14 protein-coding genes and 2 riboswitches are annotated in these 18,451 nt (G+C 62.0%); of the genes, 8 read left to right on the forward strand and 6 right to left on the reverse strand.

Features of this window, described 5'->3' with window-relative positions; genetic code table 11:
* Positions 1–100: 100 nt before the first annotated feature.
* Positions 101–2,086 (reverse strand): potassium transporter Kup, encoded by a 1,986-nt coding sequence (locus tag SFUM_RS09340; protein ID WP_011698663.1) that lies wholly within the window; start codon positions 2,084–2,086, stop codon positions 101–103.
* A 56-nt stretch (positions 2,087–2,142) separates the two neighbouring features.
* A riboswitch (cyclic di-AMP (ydaO/yuaA leader) is annotated at positions 2,143–2,278 on the reverse strand.
* Between the two features lie 269 nt (positions 2,279–2,547).
* Between SFUM_RS09340 and der the strand changes: the two genes are divergently transcribed.
* Positions 2,548–3,888: a ribosome biogenesis GTPase Der gene (der, locus tag SFUM_RS09345; protein ID WP_011698664.1), complete on the forward strand. Its 1,341-nt coding sequence runs from the start codon at positions 2,548–2,550 to the stop codon at positions 3,886–3,888.
* A gap of 14 nt (positions 3,889–3,902) precedes the next feature.
* Positions 3,903–5,117, forward strand: coding sequence for an ABC transporter substrate-binding protein (locus SFUM_RS09350; protein ID WP_041440227.1), 1,215 nt, complete (start codon positions 3,903–3,905; stop codon positions 5,115–5,117).
* A gap of 31 nt (positions 5,118–5,148) precedes the next feature.
* On the opposite strand, the gene SFUM_RS09355 is transcribed toward SFUM_RS09350, so the two are convergent.
* The 3 genes from SFUM_RS09355 to dusB form a co-directional block, all read right to left on the reverse strand.
* A complete protein-coding gene (locus SFUM_RS09355) occupies positions 5,149–6,033 on the reverse strand; it encodes a glycosyltransferase family 2 protein (RefSeq protein WP_011698666.1) in 885 nt (294 codons plus the stop codon).
* A 200-nt stretch (positions 6,034–6,233) separates the two neighbouring features.
* On the reverse strand, positions 6,234–7,976 hold the full coding sequence (gene ispH, locus SFUM_RS22490) for a 4-hydroxy-3-methylbut-2-enyl diphosphate reductase (RefSeq protein WP_011698667.1): 1,743 nt from the start codon (positions 7,974–7,976) through the stop codon (positions 6,234–6,236).
* 22 nt (positions 7,977–7,998) lie between these two features.
* Positions 7,999–9,057, reverse strand: coding sequence for a tRNA dihydrouridine synthase DusB (gene dusB, locus SFUM_RS09365; RefSeq protein WP_011698668.1), 1,059 nt, complete (start codon positions 9,055–9,057; stop codon positions 7,999–8,001).
* A gap of 408 nt (positions 9,058–9,465) precedes the next feature.
* On the opposite strand from dusB, the gene SFUM_RS21690 reads away from it, so the two are divergent.
* The 3 genes from SFUM_RS21690 (at position 9,466) to SFUM_RS09380 (ending at position 12,381) form a co-directional block, all read left to right on the forward strand.
* Positions 9,466–10,362: a phosphorylase family protein gene (locus SFUM_RS21690; protein WP_011698669.1), complete on the forward strand. Its 897-nt coding sequence runs from the start codon at positions 9,466–9,468 to the stop codon at positions 10,360–10,362.
* Positions 10,359–11,198 carry a 1,4-dihydroxy-6-naphtoate synthase gene (locus tag SFUM_RS09375; protein WP_011698670.1) on the forward strand — a complete coding sequence of 280 codons (840 nt, stop codon included), beginning with the start codon at positions 10,359–10,361 and terminating at the stop codon, positions 11,196–11,198. Before SFUM_RS21690 ends, SFUM_RS09375 begins: the two co-directional genes overlap by 4 nt.
* Before the next feature lie 85 nt (positions 11,199–11,283).
* Positions 11,284–12,381, forward strand: a complete 1,098-nt coding sequence (locus SFUM_RS09380) for a hypothetical protein (RefSeq protein ID WP_011698671.1) — start codon at positions 11,284–11,286, stop codon at positions 12,379–12,381.
* Positions 12,382–12,572: 191 nt separating this feature from the next.
* Here the strand turns inward: SFUM_RS09380 and SFUM_RS09385 are convergent, their stop codons facing one another.
* Entirely contained in the window at positions 12,573–14,288 is a 1,716-nt protein-coding gene (locus SFUM_RS09385; RefSeq protein WP_011698672.1) for an ABC1 kinase family protein, read from the reverse strand.
* 623 nt (positions 14,289–14,911) lie between these two features.
* Here SFUM_RS09385 and SFUM_RS09390 point away from each other — a divergent pair.
* Positions 14,912–15,127 (forward strand): dodecin family protein, encoded by a 216-nt coding sequence (locus tag SFUM_RS09390; RefSeq protein ID WP_011698673.1) that lies wholly within the window; start codon positions 14,912–14,914, stop codon positions 15,125–15,127.
* A gap of 358 nt (positions 15,128–15,485) precedes the next feature.
* Here the strand turns inward: SFUM_RS09390 and SFUM_RS09395 are convergent, their stop codons facing one another.
* The gene (locus SFUM_RS09395) at positions 15,486–16,154 is read right to left on the reverse strand and encodes a type 1 glutamine amidotransferase (RefSeq protein WP_011698674.1); all 669 of its coding nucleotides are present in this window, start codon (positions 16,152–16,154) and stop codon (positions 15,486–15,488) included.
* Between the two features lie 581 nt (positions 16,155–16,735).
* Positions 16,736–16,830, forward strand: a riboswitch (TPP riboswitch).
* Positions 16,831–16,885: 55 nt separating this feature from the next.
* Between SFUM_RS09395 and SFUM_RS09400 the strand changes: the two genes are divergently transcribed.
* On the forward strand, positions 16,886–17,674 hold the full coding sequence (locus SFUM_RS09400) for a HesA/MoeB/ThiF family protein (RefSeq protein ID WP_011698675.1): 789 nt from the start codon (positions 16,886–16,888) through the stop codon (positions 17,672–17,674).
* 6 nt (positions 17,675–17,680) lie between these two features.
* A complete protein-coding gene (locus SFUM_RS09405; RefSeq protein WP_011698676.1) occupies positions 17,681–18,451 on the forward strand; it encodes a thiazole synthase in 771 nt (256 codons plus the stop codon).

Consider the following 18,451-nt stretch of genomic DNA (forward strand, 5'->3'; position numbering starts at 1 on the left):
GAGAATCTCTACATGAAACCTTACAGACAAGGAATTAACCTCCCCAAAGTCTCCCTGTTCAATTATCCCAAACTATTTGAAATGTCAAGATAGAACGGATTCAAAACTCGATCTGCACTCCCAGCTCAACAACCTGACCGGGGGGCAGCCCGAAATAGTTGGTGGCGCTTTGAGAATTTCGCGACAGGAACGCAAACAACCGTTTGCGCCAGGGCATCATTCGGGAAGGCCCCGACGGGATCAGCGTCTCCCGGCCGAGGTAGTAGCTCACGGGCAGAACTTGCGGAACCAGCCGGGCCCGGTAAGCGGAATCCATGATCTGCGGGACGTTGGGCGTCTCCATGAACCCGAACCGGGCCACGATACGGTGAAACCCCTCACCCAGTTCCTCGACCCTGATCCTTTCCGCGGCGGGCACCTGGGGCGTATGTGTCACTTCGATGGTCAGCAGGATGACTTCCTCGTGCAGGACCTTGTTGTGCTTGAAGTGGTGCATGAGCGAAGGCGGCGTCAAGGAGGACGTGGACGCCATGAAGACCGCGGTTCCCGCCACCCGGTGAACGTTGTGCCGGGAGACGTCCTCGAGAAACATATCGAGTGTCGGCGAGGACTTCACGATGTGTTTGTAGAGCTCGGCCCGCCCGTCCTTCCAGGATGCCATGACGATCACGATCACCAGCGCGACCGCCAGGGGAAACCATCCGCCGTCGAAAAACTTCAGCAGATTGGAGCCGAAGTAGGTGATGTCGAAAACCAGAAACAGCCCGACCAGAGGAGCGGTCTTCGCCGTCGACCATCCCCAGGTGCGGGTGGCCACGAAAAAGTAGACCACCGATGTGATCGCCATGTTCGCCGTCACCGCGACCCCGTATGCCCCCGCAAGGCCGCTGGAAGCCCGGAAAACCAGCACCAGCCCGATGCAGACGACCATCATCAAACGGTTCACCTCCGGGATGTAAATCTGCCCCTCGGTTTCCGCCGAAGTGTGGACGATGGTGACCCGGGGAATGTAGCCCAATTGCACGGCCTGGCGCGTCAACGAGAAGGCCCCGGAAATCATCGCCTGGGACGCGATGATGGACGCCATGGTGGCCAGGGCGACCATGGGCAGCAGCAGTACCCGCGGCACCAAACCGTAGAACGGGTTGAACGCCAGGTCCGGCTGTTCGAGGAGTGCCGCGCCCTGGCCGAAATAGTTCAGCAGCAGGGACGGAAACACCATGGCGAACCAGGAGAGGCGGATCGGAACGCGGCCGAAATGTCCCATGTCCGCGTACAGGGCTTCTCCGCCGGTGATGCTCAGAACCACCGAGCCGAGAACCACCAGCCCGTGCACGTGGTGTTCGGCAAAGAAGCGGTATGCGTAGACTGGGCTGACCGCATCCAGCACCACCGGATTCCGAACGATACACAGGAGGCCGAGCGTCGCGATGGTTGCGAACCAGACCAGCATGACGGGTCCGAAAATCCTGCCGATTTTTGCGGTGCCCCGTGATTGTACAAGGAAAAGGCCGAGCAGGATGCCGCAGGCCAGCGGCACGATGAGGTTCTTCGCCGCATCGGTGGCCACCTCCAGGCCTTCGATGGCGGACAGTACCGTGATCGAAGGCGTGATGAAACCATCGCCGTACAGCAGGGCCGCACCGGTCAGGGCGGCCATCACCACCACGGCGCGGGCGCCCCTGGAGATCAGCTTTCCCGACATCGGGACCAGGGCCAGCAGAGCGAAGATCCCTCCCTCGCCCCGGTTGTCCGCCCGCATCATGAACGTGATGTACTTGATGCTCACCACCATGGTCAGGGACCACAGGATCAGCGAAAGGACCCCCATGATATTGGCGGGGTTGGGCGCGATGGCGTGAGTTCCGTGGAAACACTCCTTGATCGTGTACAACGGACTCGTGCCGATGTCCCCGTAAACGATCCCGAGGGCTCCAAGGGCCAGTGAAAGCATTCTGCCCCGATGTGGAACACCGTTGCGACCGGATGTGACATTCTCCGGGGAGCGCTCTTTGCGATGCGGCAAGAATCGGGATAAATACGAGGAAGGCGGATTACCCCCGCCGGCGGGAAAAAGCCCTTTCATTCCAATGCCTCCGAAGCCCGAGATCGTGAGGATAGACCTCCGACCTACCTTCGGAAGGCTCTACCCTTCGACGCCTGCGAGGTTAGCTGACGGGCTCGGGCCGAAGAGCTTGCCCTTCGCCATGATCGGCGATACGCCCCAAAAACTCGGTTCCCCCGCTCCTGCCCATGCAGGACTCGGCGATTACTCCGGACTTCTTAATGCAAAATTCCTTCCACGTCAACATGATCATTCGAAAAACGGCTGCCGCCGCCCGCGCTTCCGTTCAAGGTATCAATACGCGCGATCGTTTCCGCTCAGCCCGGCAAGGACTCGGTCGAGGCAAAAACTGGGCGGTTGAGCGGCGAGCGGGGCATTTGTCCTGCAAAGAACGTCTCTTCCGCCTTGACCATTTCCGTCTTACCGCATAACCTTTAGCACAAGAGCAAGCACACATCGCCAAAGAGGAGAAAACGCAATTCATGACTGTCGTCGCCATCGTGGGACGCCCCAATGTGGGGAAATCCACGTTGTTCAACCGCATCAGCAAAGACAACAGCGCTCTTGTCGACGATCTTCCGGGTGTGACCAGGGATCGCAATTACGCGCGGGTCTCCTGGAACGACAAACCGTTCGTCATCATCGATACGGCGGGCTTCGTCGGGCAAGACACCTCCGCCTTCGAGGAACTCACTCGGGAGCAGATTCTTCTGGCGCTGGATGAAGCCGATATCCTGCTGTTCGTGGCGGATGCAAAGACGGGCCTGCACCCCGGGGACGCGGAGTTGGCGGATTTGCTGCGACGTTCCTCCAAGCCCGTTTTCTATGCCGTGAACAAGATCGACGGTTCGGAACAAAGACGTCACGCGGCCGAATTCTTCGAACTGGGTTTGGACCGCATCTATCCCATCAGCGCCGCACACGGGTTCGGTATCTCGGAGCTGATGGACGATCTCTGCGCGGCGATTCCGGAAGCGCCCGCGCAGACCGCCGAGGAGGAGGAATCCGGCGGCGCCATCAGAGTGTCCATCCTGGGGCGTCCGAACGTGGGCAAATCGACCCTCGTCAACCACCTCCTGGGCGCGCCGCGCGTGATCGTCAGCCCGGTTCCGGGCACGACCCGGGACGCCGTCGATTCACACATCGTCAAGGCCGGCCAGGAATACGTGCTCATCGACACCGCCGGCATCCGGCGCAAGGGCAGGACCCGGGAGAAGCTCGAGAAAATCAGCATCATCAAGGCACTGCAGAGTGTCGAGCGAAGCCATGTCGTTGTCCTGCTCCTGGACGCCGTCGAGGGTGTCACGGACCAGGATCTTCATATCGCCGGGTACATCAAGGAACGTTCCCGGGCCTGTATTGTCGGAATCAACAAATGGGACGCCGCGGACAAGGACCCGAAGCGCACGAAACGTTTCATGGACGACCTGCACGACCGGTTCCGCTTCCTCACATACGCACCGGTTCTGACTTTCTCCGCCCTCACCGGCCGGAACGTGGCGAGACTCCTGCCGACGGTGAAAGAGGTTTTCCGCCAATACAACCAGCGGGTGACCACGGGCATCGTGAACCGCGCACTGGAGGAAACACTGGCGCGTCACGAACCCCCTCAGGCAGGGAACAGGCGCAGGCTCAAGTTCTACTACGCCACACAGACCGCCGTCCGGCCGCCGACATTCGTGCTGTTCTGCAATTACCCGCAAGCCATCCATTTTTCTTACGAACGTTATCTCACCAACCGGTTCCGGGAAGCATTCGGACTGGACAAGACGCCGATCCGGCTGATCTTTCGCCCTCGGCAGCGGACCGGGGGGACATCGTGAACCCGGGCTCATTCATGTCTGCGCGCCGTCTCAAAGGGCGCTACCTGGTGCCGGCCCTGGCCGTGCTCATAGCCCTCGCAGCCGTCGCTTACCGCCTGCTGCCGGAGGCCGTTCTTCCCGGCCCGCAATCCCCGGAATCGTCGCGCGCCGGCCTGGACCGTCCCATCGACGCTCCCCGGCTTGTACTGCTGCTGCCCGAGAGGGAGGAATTTCGCGCCGACGCCGCGATGTTTCGCATGGGCGCCGAATTGGCCGTCATGCGGCTCGCAGCCGAAAACGTCAAGGTGACGCTCGATCCGACCGATTCCGAGGGACAGCCCCTGACCCCCGGGGAGCGGCTGAGCGTTGCGACGTCGAACCCGGACACCGCTCTCGTCATCGCCCCTCTGCCGCTTTCGGCATTGTCGGAAATTGTGACCGAGGCCAAAAAGGCACATCTTCTCCTGGTGGTACCCGGAAACTCCCACCAGAAGCTGGTGGACCGGTCCGCCGTGCTGCCTCTCGCGGCATCCGACCGCACGGAAGGGGCCCTGGCGGCATCCGTCCTGTCCGGCTGGGCGAGCGGCGGTGAGGCCGTGGTGATTTACGACCCCGGCCCATACGGCGAGGTGCTTCTGGCCGGATTCGCGGAAGGGGCCGCAAAGGCGGGGCTGAAGTATCGACGCGAACGGCTGGGGAGGGAGGATCTCGAGGCCGGAAAACCTATGCGACCGGGCATCACGGGGGACGATACCTTCGCGTGGCTCGCCGGGCCTCCGGATTGGGCGGCCGTCATGGCCGAAATGCTCGCGAGAAACGGCGCCCGGGGACGATTCCTTTTCCCCAGTTCCTGCACCGAGCCCTTCCTCGACCAGTTCCTCCTGGCGGTCCCCCAAAATTTCTTTTTTCTCAAACCCGCCGTGTCGGCCGTCGCGGCAGGCGACACGAAACGGGAATTCCGGGACGCTTTCGTGCGAAGCTACCGGCGGGAACCGAACCGGGACGCCTGTATCGGCTATGACTGTGTGCGCTGGATCGGCACGGCGCTCCGGGATCGGCCGATCACCCGAAGGAGCGTCCGAGAACGGTTGATCCGCGCCACCGGCCCCGATAACCCCTACCATGGGCTGTCCGGAACGTTCTATTTCGACGAGCGGGGAACCACGTGGAACACGCTCGAGCCTTCAAACTACGTGAACGGAAAGTTCATTTTCCCCAGGGAACGGGAGACGGCGCAGGACGGTCGGTGAACCGGCGCCCGCGGAGGTCCGGGAGCCCGGATCAACCGGGAAGCTCCCCTGTTTCCGGAGAAATCGGCAGCCCGAGTTCCCCGGCGATGGCGTCAGGAAGACCCAGCATCTTTTCGGCTTCTTCGGCTTTGCCTCTCCTGGCGCAACCTTCGCCGAAGATCCGGCTTTTGACCTTCAGCGCCCGGAATGCCGCATCAGCCTGGGAATCGTCGAGGCGGCCGCTGCGCAGCAGATTGGCAAGAGCCCGAATACGGTAGCGATCGAGCGCCGGAACGGTCGCCGACAGTTGGTCCGGATGCCCTCCCCGTTTCACCACCAGTTGCTCCTCGACCAGGCCGAGCGCATACGTGCAGCCGATCCTCAACCAGAGATCGTAATCCTCGCAAGCGGGCAGATTCTCGTCGAACAAGCCCACCGAGTCGAAAACGTCCCGGTGGATCATGACTGCCGAGGGGCTCACGAGGCAGCGGTCAAGCAGCCGTTCGAAGCAATGGCCGCGCGGCTTCCGATGATATTTGCGCGGGTTGATGCGCACCCCGTTCCTGAGCCAGATTTCCTCGGTCTGACAGACGAGGAATTCCGGGTGAGCGGTCAGGAAGTCAAGTTGTCGGCGCAGCTTGGAAGGCAGCCACAAATCGTCCGAATCCAGAAATGCCAGCCATTCCCCGGCTGCGATGCGAATCCCGGTGTTGCGCGCGGCGCTGGCCCCTCCGTGAGCGCGCCGCAGGCGGCGGATCCGCTCGCCGAAAACTTCGAGGGCGCGATCCGTTCCGTCACTGGAGCCGTCGTCAACCACGATGATCTCCGGAAAAACGCCCTCCTGGGCCAGCACCGAAGCCACCGCCTCCTTCACGAACGCTCTGCGGTTGTAAGTGGGAACGATCACCGAGACTGTCTGCCGGCAGGCTGTCGTCATATCGCCTCGCATCCGGAAGCCCGAAAAAACCGCGGGAGACGATCGAGTCCGGCCGAGTCCGTCATCCGGTCGAACCGCGATGCTTCGCGGGTCAAAACAAGGCATGAGCAAACGTCATCTTCATTCCGGCAAACCGTCATGCGCCGAAAACCCGCGGCCAATCATCCCGGACGCGGCTCGGAGTCTCCTCCCCGGGCGGATCAACCCGCCGCCAGGTTCCAGACCATGCCCAGGGCGCCGGAACCGATGAGCATGAATTCGATATAGCTCTCGAACACCGGGTCCTCCTTGAGGCGCCGTTTCGAACCGACATGGAGATACCACCAGTAGGCGGCCACGGCAGGGATCAGCGCCCAGGCGAACCACGATGCCAGGCCCAAAACCGGTCCCAGCAGCAGCGACAGGCTCAGCAATCCGAACACGGCATTGGTGAATCGGGAGGTCCTGACTTCCCCCATGAGCACAACCAGGGTTTCCTTGCCGACGATCCGATCTCCCTGGACGGCGATGAGGTCGAGAAGGGTGGTGCGAATCAGCACCATGAGAAAAACCACCCAGGAAGCGTATACGAGCGGACCGAAAGATTCCCGCAGTCCCCACAGGTGAGGCACGAGCACGATCACGCACGCCCAGGCGATCGGCACAAAAAACGTTTTGGAGGTGGGAATGTCTTTGATTTTGAAGACCGATGAACCGCGCCAGCCCGCCGGGATGATGAGGGGCACGGCGTACAGCGACCCGAGCAGCACGAGGACAACCATGGCCGCAAACGGCAGAAACCCGTGGGCCAGGGCGAGGCCCAGCGCGAGCACCACCGCAAGGGTGCTGGTGCTCATGAAGGTCAGGCGCCACCGCTCATAGAACTCCGCGCGCCGCGGGTCGTTGAGCTGTATGGCGTTCCGGTCCAGGAAAATGTTGAGGGAATGCATGGCGTAGACGTAGCAGGCGGCCATGAGCGAGTAGGTCCAGGAGCCGGGGAGCCCGCTCAGCGCCTGGGCCGCGGCGGATAACAGGGCGGCGCCCAGGGCTACCGAAAAATTGGCGTAAGCGAGAAGCTCCAGCGTCTTCTTCACGCTGAATCGCGGCTCCGGCTGCTCCGGTCGGATGGATTCCAGGAACCGGACCACATTGCGAATGAGCCAGTTGGGCGTGGAAGCTCCCGCGGACACTCCCACACGGGAGTACTTCGCCAGTTCCTGGGGGTTGAGCTCCGCTTCCGTTTCCACGTGGTAGGTGGGGATTTCGCATTCCCTGGCGACCTGGGCCAACCGCAGCGTGTTTCCGCTGTGAAAGCCGCCCACGATCACCATGGCCTCGACCAGGGAACACATCTCACGGACCTCGGTCTGACGTTCATGGGTTGAATCGCAAATGGTATTCTTGACCTTGCCCTTGGGGTATTTCTTGAGGAACTCTTCCTGGATTTCCTGGAACACTTCCTCGTTTTGGGTGGTCTGGGCAACGAGCAGCACGTTCTCCCATTCCGCCGGCAGCTCGTTGAGCTGCTCGACGCGGTTGATGACCACGCCTCTGCCTTCCGTATAGCCCATGAGGCCGATCACTTCGGCGTGATCGGCGTCACCCACGATGACGGTGTAATAGCCGCGGCGCGCATGCCGCTTGATGGCCGCGTGCACCTTCGCCACGCGCTTGCAGGTGGCGTCCAGCAGGGTTGCCCCCAGCCGGTGCAAGGTCTGTCGAGTCTCGGGCGGTATCCCGTGAGCGCGGATGACCACCTTGCGGTCCGCGCAACCCTCGATTTCGTTCACCTCCCGGATCCCTTTGGCTTCCAGCATGGCCAGAACCTGCCGGTTATGAATCAGCGGCCCGAACGTGCAGATGTTCTCCCCGTCCTGTTGGTTCTTGATCGCTCCGAGGGTCACTTCCAGGGCGTCTCTGACCCCTTTGCAGAAACCGGCAGTCTTGGCCACAAGCACTTTCATCGGGACTTGTCCTTCCGTCGTCTCAGTTCCTCGTCGGCCCCGCTTCCGGGACTTTGAACGGCAGGAAGGGAACCCCCCTGGCCATCAGCTCGTGCACCCAGGAGCGAAACGCCGCCAGCATGCTCTCAATTCCGTCGGGACCGGCGATACGACAGCGCAGGCCGGCCGAATCCGGGCAGCCCTTGGAATACCAGATGAGAAGCTTCTTCAGATGTCCGTCGGCACGGGGCCGCATGGTCCGGAACGATTCCAGGTGAGCCTCGGCCGTCCGCAGAAAGTCGTTCCACCCGGGGCAGTCGCCTTGCCGTGCCCCACGCCCCCAGCGGCGGGAGATGACCGCGAACAGCCAGGGGTTACCCAGGCTGGCCCGGCCGATCATGACGCCGTCGCATCCCGTTTCATGGATCATTCTTTCGGCCAGTTCCGGGCTCGTCACATCGCCGTTGCCAATGACGGGAACGGCGACGGCGGCCTTGACTTCGGCTATCCTCGACCAGTCGGCGCGGCCGCTGTACATTTGCGCCGCCGTGCGGCCATGCACGGTGATGGCGTCGACCCCGGCCGAAACCAGTTGCCGGGCGAGACCGGCGACCCCATTGGCCGCATTGTCCCAGCCCACCCGTATTTTCACGGTCACCGGAACGCTCACGGCCCTTTTCACCGCCTCCACCATCGCGGCCAGCCGGTCGGGATCCTTCAACAGAATCGCTCCCGCCCCCTGCCGCACGACTTTTCTGACCGGGCATCCCGCATTGATGTCGATCAGCGCCGCGCCGCCTTGTTCCACAAGCCGGGCGGCCTCCGCCATGACCGCGGGGTCCCTGCCGAATACCTGGACCGCAAGAGGAACGCCGACGGGATGCTGCTGACGACAGAGATCCAGGGTTGCCCGCTGATTCCGCACGAGGCCCTGGATGCTCACCATCTCGGTGGTCACCATCGCGGCCCCGAAATCAGCCATGAGCGCCCGGTACGCGCTGTCGGTCACCCCCGCCATGGGCGCAAGGACCAGGGGCAGGTCAAGAAGCAGTTTTCCGATCCGCAAAGGTTTCGGACGGAAATGCGCCGTGTCTTGCGTCATATACGATGATTCCGTTCTGCCGCGGCTCTTCGGCTCAACGCCTCGCCCCCCGCATCATGACACGCCGCCTCGCCTGGGCGGGACGTCTCCTGTCGGCGGCAACCTCGCGACGCTTCGGGATGCCGCGCAACGATGGTCACCTCAAAAGGCATCCGAAGGGAGAAAATCCTCAAACTCCATTTTCGATAATAATACAACGCGCTTCTTCGCATCGAGCGGGAAGTCTAGCAGTTTCCCCAAAGGTTGGCAACCGCGGCCGACACCGCGGCCGACACCGCGGCATGAGAGCCCGCGGGCACGATTGCCCTTGCATGTGTCCTCGATTGACACGCATGCCCGCCTCTGTTAGTTTCCGGGACATCATGCCGGTTTCGATGTCGCAGACACCCGAAGGGAAACAGTAGGGGGATGGAAAAGAGAAAATCTCTGGAAATCGCCATACTCGGGGCCGTACCTGGAGAAGTTGAGCCGCTTTATCCCCTGCTCAGCCATCCCCGTGAGATCGACCTTGCCGGGAATGCCGCACGTACTGGAATCCACCTCGGAAAAACGATGCTGATCGGCGTCACCGGGCTCGGCAAAGTGAACGCCGCAATCACTACGGCGACGCTCCTCGAGCGTTTTTCGGCGGGCGCCGTGTGGAACATCGGCAGTGCCGGCGCATACGCGGGAGCGCATCTGCAAATCGGCGACGTCCTCATCACCGATCAGAGCATTTTCGGAGATGAAGGCGTGCTCATGCGAAACGGCGTCCTGTCGGCCCGATCCATCGGCATTCCGGTCCTGTCCGGCAGTGCCGGGGAATTCCATGACCGCCTGCCGTCGGATCTCCACCCCATGCACAAGTGCATCAAAATGGCCGCTCAACCGGGTCCGTACCGCATCATTGCAGGGTCCTCCCCCGGTTACGCCATCCCGCATACTCCCGCCGCGCCCGAGGCGACCCCGCCGCCCGATTGGCGAGAGGCATGTTTCACCCTTGCCTACGGACCGAGCCTCACGGTCGGCATGGCCAGCGGAGATCCCGAAGTGGCATCCCAACGGTATGAACGCTACCGGGCCTGCGCCGAAAACATGGAGGGGAGCGCCGTGGCGCACGCCTGCTTCCGCTTCGACACGCCGGTCATCGAGTGCCGCGGGATCGCCAACATCGCGGGAAACCGCGACAGGGAACAGTGGAACGTCGACTTGGCCCTCCGCAACTGTCACGGCATCGTTTTGCGGCTGCTGCAAGAACTCCGGGGCCGGGTGCCGGGCCATTCGCCGAAGCCGCGAAAAACACCGGACAAGCAAGGGGAATCATGACGCACCGATTGAAGCTCGGCTATTCGCCCTGTCCGAACGACACGTTCATTTTCTATGCCCTGGCGCACCGGAGAATCGACCTGGACGCGTTACGCTTCACGGTGTCCCTGGCAGACGTGGAAGTGCTCAATCACCAGGCCGGAGACAGGCTCCTGGACGTGACGAAAGTGTCCGTGCACGCCGTGCTGCACCTGCTCGATCACTACTGGCTCCTGGGTTCCGGGGGTGCCATCGGACGCGGCTGCGGGCCCCTCGTGGTGGCCCGGCAACCGATCCCGGCGGACGACCTGCGGGACAAGACGGTTGCCGTGCCGGGCGCCATGACCACCGCCCATCTCCTCCTCGGCCTGACCGGTCTGCACCGGGGAAAATGCGTCGTCATGCCGTTTGACCGGATCATGCCGGCCGTTGCGCAGGGGGAGGTCGATGCCGGGGTCATCATCCACGAAGGCCGGTTTACCTACGGCTCCTTCGGCCTCAATCTGGTTCTCGACCTTGGAAGCTGGTGGGAGAAAACCACCGGGCTGCCGCTCCCGCTGGGCGGTATTCTGATCAGGCGCGACCTGGGGCGAGACCTGGCCCGGCGCGTGGAAGCACTGATCCGGTCAAGCCTGTTGTTTTCCCGGCGGTTTCCTGAAGAGGCATGGCCCTATGTCAGAGAGAACGCCCGGGAAATGGAGGATGAGGTCATGCGTCGCCATATCGAAATGTTCGTAAACGAGTTCAGCCTCGACGCCGGAGTGGAGGGCAAGGCGGCCGTCCGTTATATGCTGAAGGCCGCATCGGAATACCGGAAACTGGCGGTCCCGGCCAAGCCCCTGTTCTGGGACGACTGAGACGCTCCAACGCGGCATGAACTTCCGTCGCCCAACGCCGTGCGGAGAACTATCCCGCCGTTTCGAAGATTGCGGAGATGATGAAATGAACGATCACAGACTCGACTATTTTCTCTTCCCCCACACCTCGCCGCCGGAAACGGATGCCCGTCGACTCACCCTCGTGATTCCCCGGGTGCATCTGCTTCAGGTCCTGGACCGGCCCGTTCTTTCCCCATGGGCCGAAAAGCGTTTCCCCGGCCGGAAGGTCATCGGGGACGCCGCACTGCTCGCCAGTACGCGATCATTCCTGAAGGAGCTCCGGGATCTGGCGCGCATTCACGGCTACGGGGGCGCGCTTGCCTCGATGAATGACAAGTGGCGCGCGGAGACGCTGGAGAGCCGCGCCGGGATTCAAAGCGAGCTGAGCGGCAGGTCCATTGGCGATGCCGACCTGAAGCAGGCGCTTCTCATGGAAGCGGCGGTTTTCATCGAGATGGCGCAGGAACTCGACGAAAGGCAAAGAGACCTCGATGCGATAAAAGCCGAGTCAAACCGGATGGAAGCCGACCTCAAAAAGATCCTCGGGGTATCCCCCGAGGAGGAGCTCGATGAAGCGGCCCAGCTCCTAAGCCCCCCCCTGGCCTCTGAAAACCGGGACATTTTCTACATGCTTGCCAACAGGATGGCCTGCTGGTCCAGGCTGTTTCTCCATGCCCCCCCCGACGCGGCCCCGGTGCTGGTGGCCCTGTCCGGGGAGGTCGTCGAGGAAGTCCTCGACCCGCTCAGAACCCACTGTGGGAGGCTCGGCCTCACTCTGCCCGTGCAGTGTTTCGAGCTGCCTTCGATTCCCGCTCCGGACGGCCTGTCCGATGGAACTTTCGAAACGCTTCTCGCGGAACTGCGGGAATCCGGGCTTGCCGAGTCCCTCGGCCGCGGCCTCGACCGGTTCGTCACCCAACCGGAAGACGATTCGGCCCGCAAGGAGATCGACCGTGTCTGCGGCACTCTGGGCGGGCGCGTCCGACAGGGTCTGCGAAAATCCGGCATCGAGGACGGCATGTCCTTCCGGATGACCCTGGTGAAGATCGGCTACGACGGGAACGTGGGTTTCTGGGAGTGCCTGGACAAGGAGACCTCCGCTGCGGGGAGCGTGCGAATCGCGGCTCCGCCGGCGGGTATCCTCCACTTGAGCGTAGTCTGATACCGGGCTGTGAGCTGCCGGCGCTCATCGCGAACGGCAACGGAGAATCCCGCCCGCAATGCGCGTATCTCGTTTCGCACGACGCGGCAACGCATCGAGGCCCCGTCCGCAATCCGGTCCGAGCGAAACCCTCTCCGGCACGGCTTCGCGCGGGCCGGTTGCGTGCCGCCCGGCGGAGAGCCTGGGGCGGCTCAGGGTCTTGACGACCGGAAAATCGAAACGATGAGCCCCAGCCCGAGGACGGTCGCGATCCCGTATCCGGCTATCCCCAGCAGCGCCGTCAGCGACAGGTTCGAAAGCCCCAGGACGTTCACCGTGACGTCGACGATGTGCTGACCCGAATTGAGAACCATGGCGGCCGCCACGATGGACGCCGAGACGACCAGGCCCACGGTCAGGCGGTCGATCCCTTTTTCCAGTCGTTTCACCTGGCTTTCCAGTCCGGTGTGGCGCAGCTCGAACTGCTGCCTGCCGCTCGCCACATGCCTCATGATGTCGTTGAGGAGCTTGGGCGTGGCCTTGAGATGATTGCCTGCCGCGCGGAAGTCCCGGCCGAGGTTCTTGACCACGCTCCGGGCGTCGTAGCCGCGCTTGAGAAGATCTTTGGCAAAGGGCCTGGTCACCTCCAATATGCTTGCGTCGCTGCCGAGGATCTTGCCCAGCGCCTCGGTTTGGATGAAGGTCTTGAGCAGCAGCAGGAGATTCCTGGGCAGCTTGATGCGATGCTTGAGGACGAGGTGCATCACCTGGTCGTAGACATCCTTCACGGAAATGTTCTTGAGAGATCTCCCGTAAAACGCCTCGCTCACGTCCTTGAGATCGTTCCGAAACGCCTTGAGATCGACGGATTCCTCGCTGATCAGGCCGGCTTCCGCCAAAGCGTCCATGACCAGGTCGTAGTCGTGTTCGGCATAGCCCAGGAACAGGCTCGCGATCTGGTGCATCGTCTCCTCATCCAGGTACCCGGTGATGCCGAAGTCGACCAGGCCGACACGCCCGTCGTACATGACGATGGTGTTGCCGGGATGGGGATCGGCGTGGAAAAAACCGAATTGCATCAACTGCCTGGAGAAGGAACGCAACCCGATCAGGGCGACTCCCCCGGGGTCGATCCCGTGGGCGCGAATCGCGTCGACCTGGTCCATCTTGATGCCTTCGATGTGCTCCATGACGAGCACCGACCTGGTCGTGTAATCCCAGTGGACGGCGGGGATGTAAATCTCTGCGACGTCTTTGAAGTTGTGAGCGAACTTCTCGATGCTGCCCGCTTCGATGAGCATGTCCAGCTCGCGGAAAATGATCCGTTCGAATTCCTTCACCAGGTTGACGAGCCCGATGATCCGCCCCACATCGGACGACCCTTCGATCTTTTCGGCCAGGTAGAACATCAGGCGGATGTCTTCCCGGATTTTTCTGTCGATTCCCGGGCGGATGATCTTGACGGCCACCGCCTCGCCGCTGAAGAGTCTTGCCAGGTGGACCTGCCCGACGGAAGCCGCGGCCAGCGAGTCCGGATGGAACTCGGCGAAAATCTCGGAGATGGGCCGATTGAGCTCCAGCTCGATGACCGACTTCACGTCCTGGAAAGCAATGGGTGGAACCCGATCTTGAAGCTTCTTGAATTCTTCGATGTATTCGGGCGGGAAGAGGTCGGCCCGGGTGCTCATCAACTGACCGAGCTTGACGAAGCTCGGCCCGAGCTCTTCGAGGGCCAGGCGGATGCGCCTCGGCGAGGGGAAACCGGTGCCGAGAGCGATTCCCTCGGCAAGATTCGTACCCTCCTTCACTCTCCTTCCGTTTGAAATCCGATCGACCAGGTCGCCTGCGCCATGCTTGAGCAGAATCCTGGAGATGGTCCCGAATCTCTTGATTCTCCTGAAACCGCGGATTCCCGAGGAAATTCTCATTCCGGTTCTTCCTTGATCGACGTTGCATGTGCGGGCGGAAAACCCCCGTGAACGAGCGAACCAGCCGGGGTTTCACAAGACCCTCCGCAACTCGGTGTGCCGTCGGCCGGCGGGGTGCCCGATCCGGAGTGGAGCCCAAAGGCCTTGAACGCTTTGGAGGATAACCCATTTTCGTGCCGCGATAAAGAAACGTCGTGCGGAACCGTCCCCAAATCAGCGCCGCCCTCCGTGGTTCACTGCGACGAGCGTTCCCCGAGCCCGGGCTCCCCGGGGGGATTTTGCGCCGCACCTTGATCTCCCTTGGGGAAGGCTTATCTTGTGTATCATGCGACGACTCAGGCACTCGATCCCTGTCCGATTGTTCGCGGCGAATCAACACTTCCCAAGCACGAAGGCCTTGTCCTGATCCCTGTTCATAGCGCAACGGATTCCACGTTCCACCCTCGAACCCATGGAGAGCTTTGCGCCGGGTTTTACTGGAGAGCACCGGCTTTTTCACCGCGCAGAAAGAGGGGCCGCCGATCCCGGGAAATGAGGCAGCCACCGTTGGTTTCGCTGCAAGGAACGGGGCGGCGGTCGTTTGAACAAAAACGTAACGCGGATGTTGCTGAAAGGAGTGGGCCATGGAGAACAGCATCTACAAAGTCATCGAGCTGGTGGGAACGAGCACGGTATCCTGGGAGGATGCGGCCAAGAAGGTGATCGATACCGCATCGAAGACATTGAAAGACCTGAGAATTGCCGAGGTGAGCAAGCTGGACGTCAAGGTCGAGAACGGGAAGGTCATTGCCTACCGCGCCCGCTTGCAGGTGTCCTTCAAGTATCACTCTGAAGATTAACGGGCGGGGCGAATCGGCGTCGCGCTCCGGGACGCGCCTTTGCTCTTCCCGAAGACCGCATGATGAGTGGTTGCACTGCTCCAAGTCAGGTCCGCCGGCGCGGCGGACCGCCATAACCTTGAGGTTTCCGACGAAGAACGACGTCAGCCGCCGTCATTCCGGCGTGGCCGGGAACCGGGAAAGAAACTCCGGAGTCCGGCACCCGTCCCGGACTCCACTCCGGGGCCCGCCGGGATGGACGGCCTTCGGTCGATCCTCATGGCTGCCGTCCGGTGTGTTGCGCACAGGTTTATCGGCTGGACAGGCGGAACCACTCGCATGAACGCCGCGGCCGCCGTCCGGCGCATTCCGGAGGGGGTTATCGGCAGCGGAGGACGATATCCAGAAAATTCTCGAGCAGGCGTCGCGAGTGGGCCCGATAGTGCCCCTCCCGGTCGGCAAATTCCCGCACATGGCGCTCATCGCCGTCGCTCCAGGCGGCTACGATCCGGCCGTCGACCTCCGGGTGAAACTGGAGCCCGTATGCGTTCCCACCCCATTCGAAGGCCTGATTCGAGCACGATTCGGAACGCGCGAGGCGGACGGCGCTTTCCGGCAGGTCGAAAGAATCGTCGTGCCACTGGAAGGTGACGAAACGTTCGGGGAGACCCCGGAAGAGCGGACTCGCCAATCCCTGCGAAGTGACTGAAACCGTCCGGCAGCCGCGTTCTCCATGCGAGTTTCTGCAAACCCGGGCCCCCAGGACTTCCGCCAGCAACTGCCCCCCCAGGCAGATCCCCAGGAATGGAACGGCATCAGCCAGAAGTCTTCCGATGTACTTTTTCACGCGGTCCAGGAACGGGTGGATCGCGATATCGTGCACGCTCATTTTGCCGCCCAACACAACTGCACCGCGGATTCCATGCACTTCGGGATACTCGACGCCTTCAAAAGCCGGCACAATTTCGTACCCGATACATTTCTGTTCCGCCAGCTCGGGGAGAACCCCGCAGGGCACCTCCGGATCATTCTGAACGATAACGATCATTTCGGGGTCAAACCTACACTTTTCACATATTTACGTTTTTCACAAACTCCCATGACCCGAGGCTCACAGCACAGCATGAAAAGGTGTCGGGCCAGGGCATTTTCACACAAGCGCAGTAAGCCGTGGATCCGGTCCGGACCACGGCCTTCGCTTGGACAGCGGCCGCGTTTTCATAAAACGGACCGTGCTTCAGCGGAAAGCCCGCATGGACGCGTTCCTTTCATAAAGCCATCCGGCGACTCCTTTGGCCACTAGTGTTAGCAAGAATCGCTCCAGGAGGAAAGCGACGCATCCGGGGGGGGCCTCGTCGCAAAGACGTCACGCGCGGCCGGCAGTCTTGCCTGTCCGCCAACGGGAGCATCCGGCGGCTCCGCCCAGCCCAGCCCCCTGTGGACGATCTCTGCGGCGTGGGGATACGGCATGACACGCCGCCGCAAAACCTGGCGAACCGGTGTTGTGTGATCTCCAGCCCGAATTGGCATGAGACGTCCTCGGGATAGTCGAGAGTATATTACATCCCGAAATCGCCGAGATGTTGTTTGACTTTTCACATTTGCACAGATATGATTGATCAACTTACGAACAGCCGTTAGGGGTGCTCGGATATAGAGCTGAGATGAAACCCTGATTACCTGATCTGGATAATACCAGCGTAGGGAAATGGTTGTGAGGGCTCTTTTTTTGGAACTCTCGTGAAAATGACCGCTTCCCTGCCGGGAAGCGGTTTTTTTATGGCGCAGCCTGTTGCACGACTCGACAACATCCAGAAAGAAACGTACAGCCGCAACATTCTCGTTTCCGAGATCGGTGAAGCCGGCCAGCTTCGGCTTGCGGAAAGCCGTGTGCTGCTGGTCGGACTCGGCGGCCTCGGCAGTTCCGCCCTTTGCTACCTGGCGGCCGCGGGGGTGGGGGAAATCGGCATTGCCGACGGCGACCGGGTCGACCGAACCAACCTGCAGCGCCAAATCCTTCACGGCCCCGCGGACATCGGCCGACCCAAGACAGAATCCGCGCGGGAAAGCGTTTTGAAGCTGAGGACCGACCTGCGGCTCAACCTCCACCCATTCCGGCTCACCCCCGAAAACGCGGCGCGGACCATCGCTCCGTACGACTTCGTGATCGACGCCACGGACAACTTCGATGCGAAGTTCCTCATCAACGACGTCTGTGTCGGCCAGGGCAAGGCCTTCTGTCATGCCGCCGCCGTCGGCCTGCACGGGCAGGCCATGACGATCGTTCCCGGCAAAGGACCGTGCTACCGGTGCGTTTTCCAGGAAAAGCCGCCCGCGGAAACGGTCGAATCGGCGGACCGGGTGGGCGTGCTCGGCTGCGTCCCCGGCGCACTCGGTATCATTCAGGCAGCGGAAGCCATCAAGTACCTGGTCGGCTGCGGGGATCTCCTTGTCGGCAGGCTGCTCACCTGGGACCTGCGGACCATGGCTTTTCGTGAAATCGGCCTGCCGCTTTCCAAGCGGTGCAAGGCATGCGACTCAAACCGACACTCTCGTCCGGAAAGGTAAACTGAAATGGACAAACCTCTCGTCATCGCCGGCCGCTCGTTCCAATCCCGTCTTCTGCTCGGGACCGGCAAGTTCTCTTCCTCCGAAGCCATGAAGCGCGCCATCGAGGCGTCGGGCTCCGAAGTGGTCACGGTCGCCTTGCGCAGGGTCGAGTTGGAAAACCCGCAAGACAGCATCCTTAGCGCCATCGACACCAGCCGTTACCTGTTGCTTCCCAACACGTCGGGCGCCAGGGATGCCCTTGAAGCCGTGCGCCTTGCGCGCCTTGCGCGCGCGGCCGGGTGTGAGCCCTGGGTGAAGCTCGAAGTCACCCCCGACCCGCACTACCTTCTCCCCGACCCGGTGGAGACGCTGAAGGCGGCCGAGATTCTGATCAAGGAGGGCTTCATCGTGCTTCCTTACATCAATGCGGACCCGATCCTGGCCAAGCGGCTCGAAGACCTGGGAGCGGCGACGGTGATGCCTCTGGGTTCCCCGATCGGCTCCAACCGCGGGATCAGAACCAGGGATTCCATCGCCATCATCATCGAGAAGGCGAATGTACCGGTGGTGGTGGACGCGGGTCTCGGAGCGCCGTCCCACGCCGCCGAGGCGATGGAAATGGGGGCGGACGCCGTGCTGGTGAATACGGCCATAGCCGTTGCCGGAGACCCGGAGGCCATGGCGAAAGCGTTTCGGAAAGGGGTCGAGGCGGGACGCGAGGCATACCTGGCGGGACTCGGGAGTACTCGCGCAACGGCCGAGGCGTCCAGTCCTCTCACGGGATTTCTGAGGTGA

It is taken from the genome of Syntrophobacter fumaroxidans MPOB (assembly GCF_000014965.1).
Taxonomy (GTDB): domain Bacteria; phylum Desulfobacterota; class Syntrophobacteria; order Syntrophobacterales; family Syntrophobacteraceae; genus Syntrophobacter; species Syntrophobacter fumaroxidans.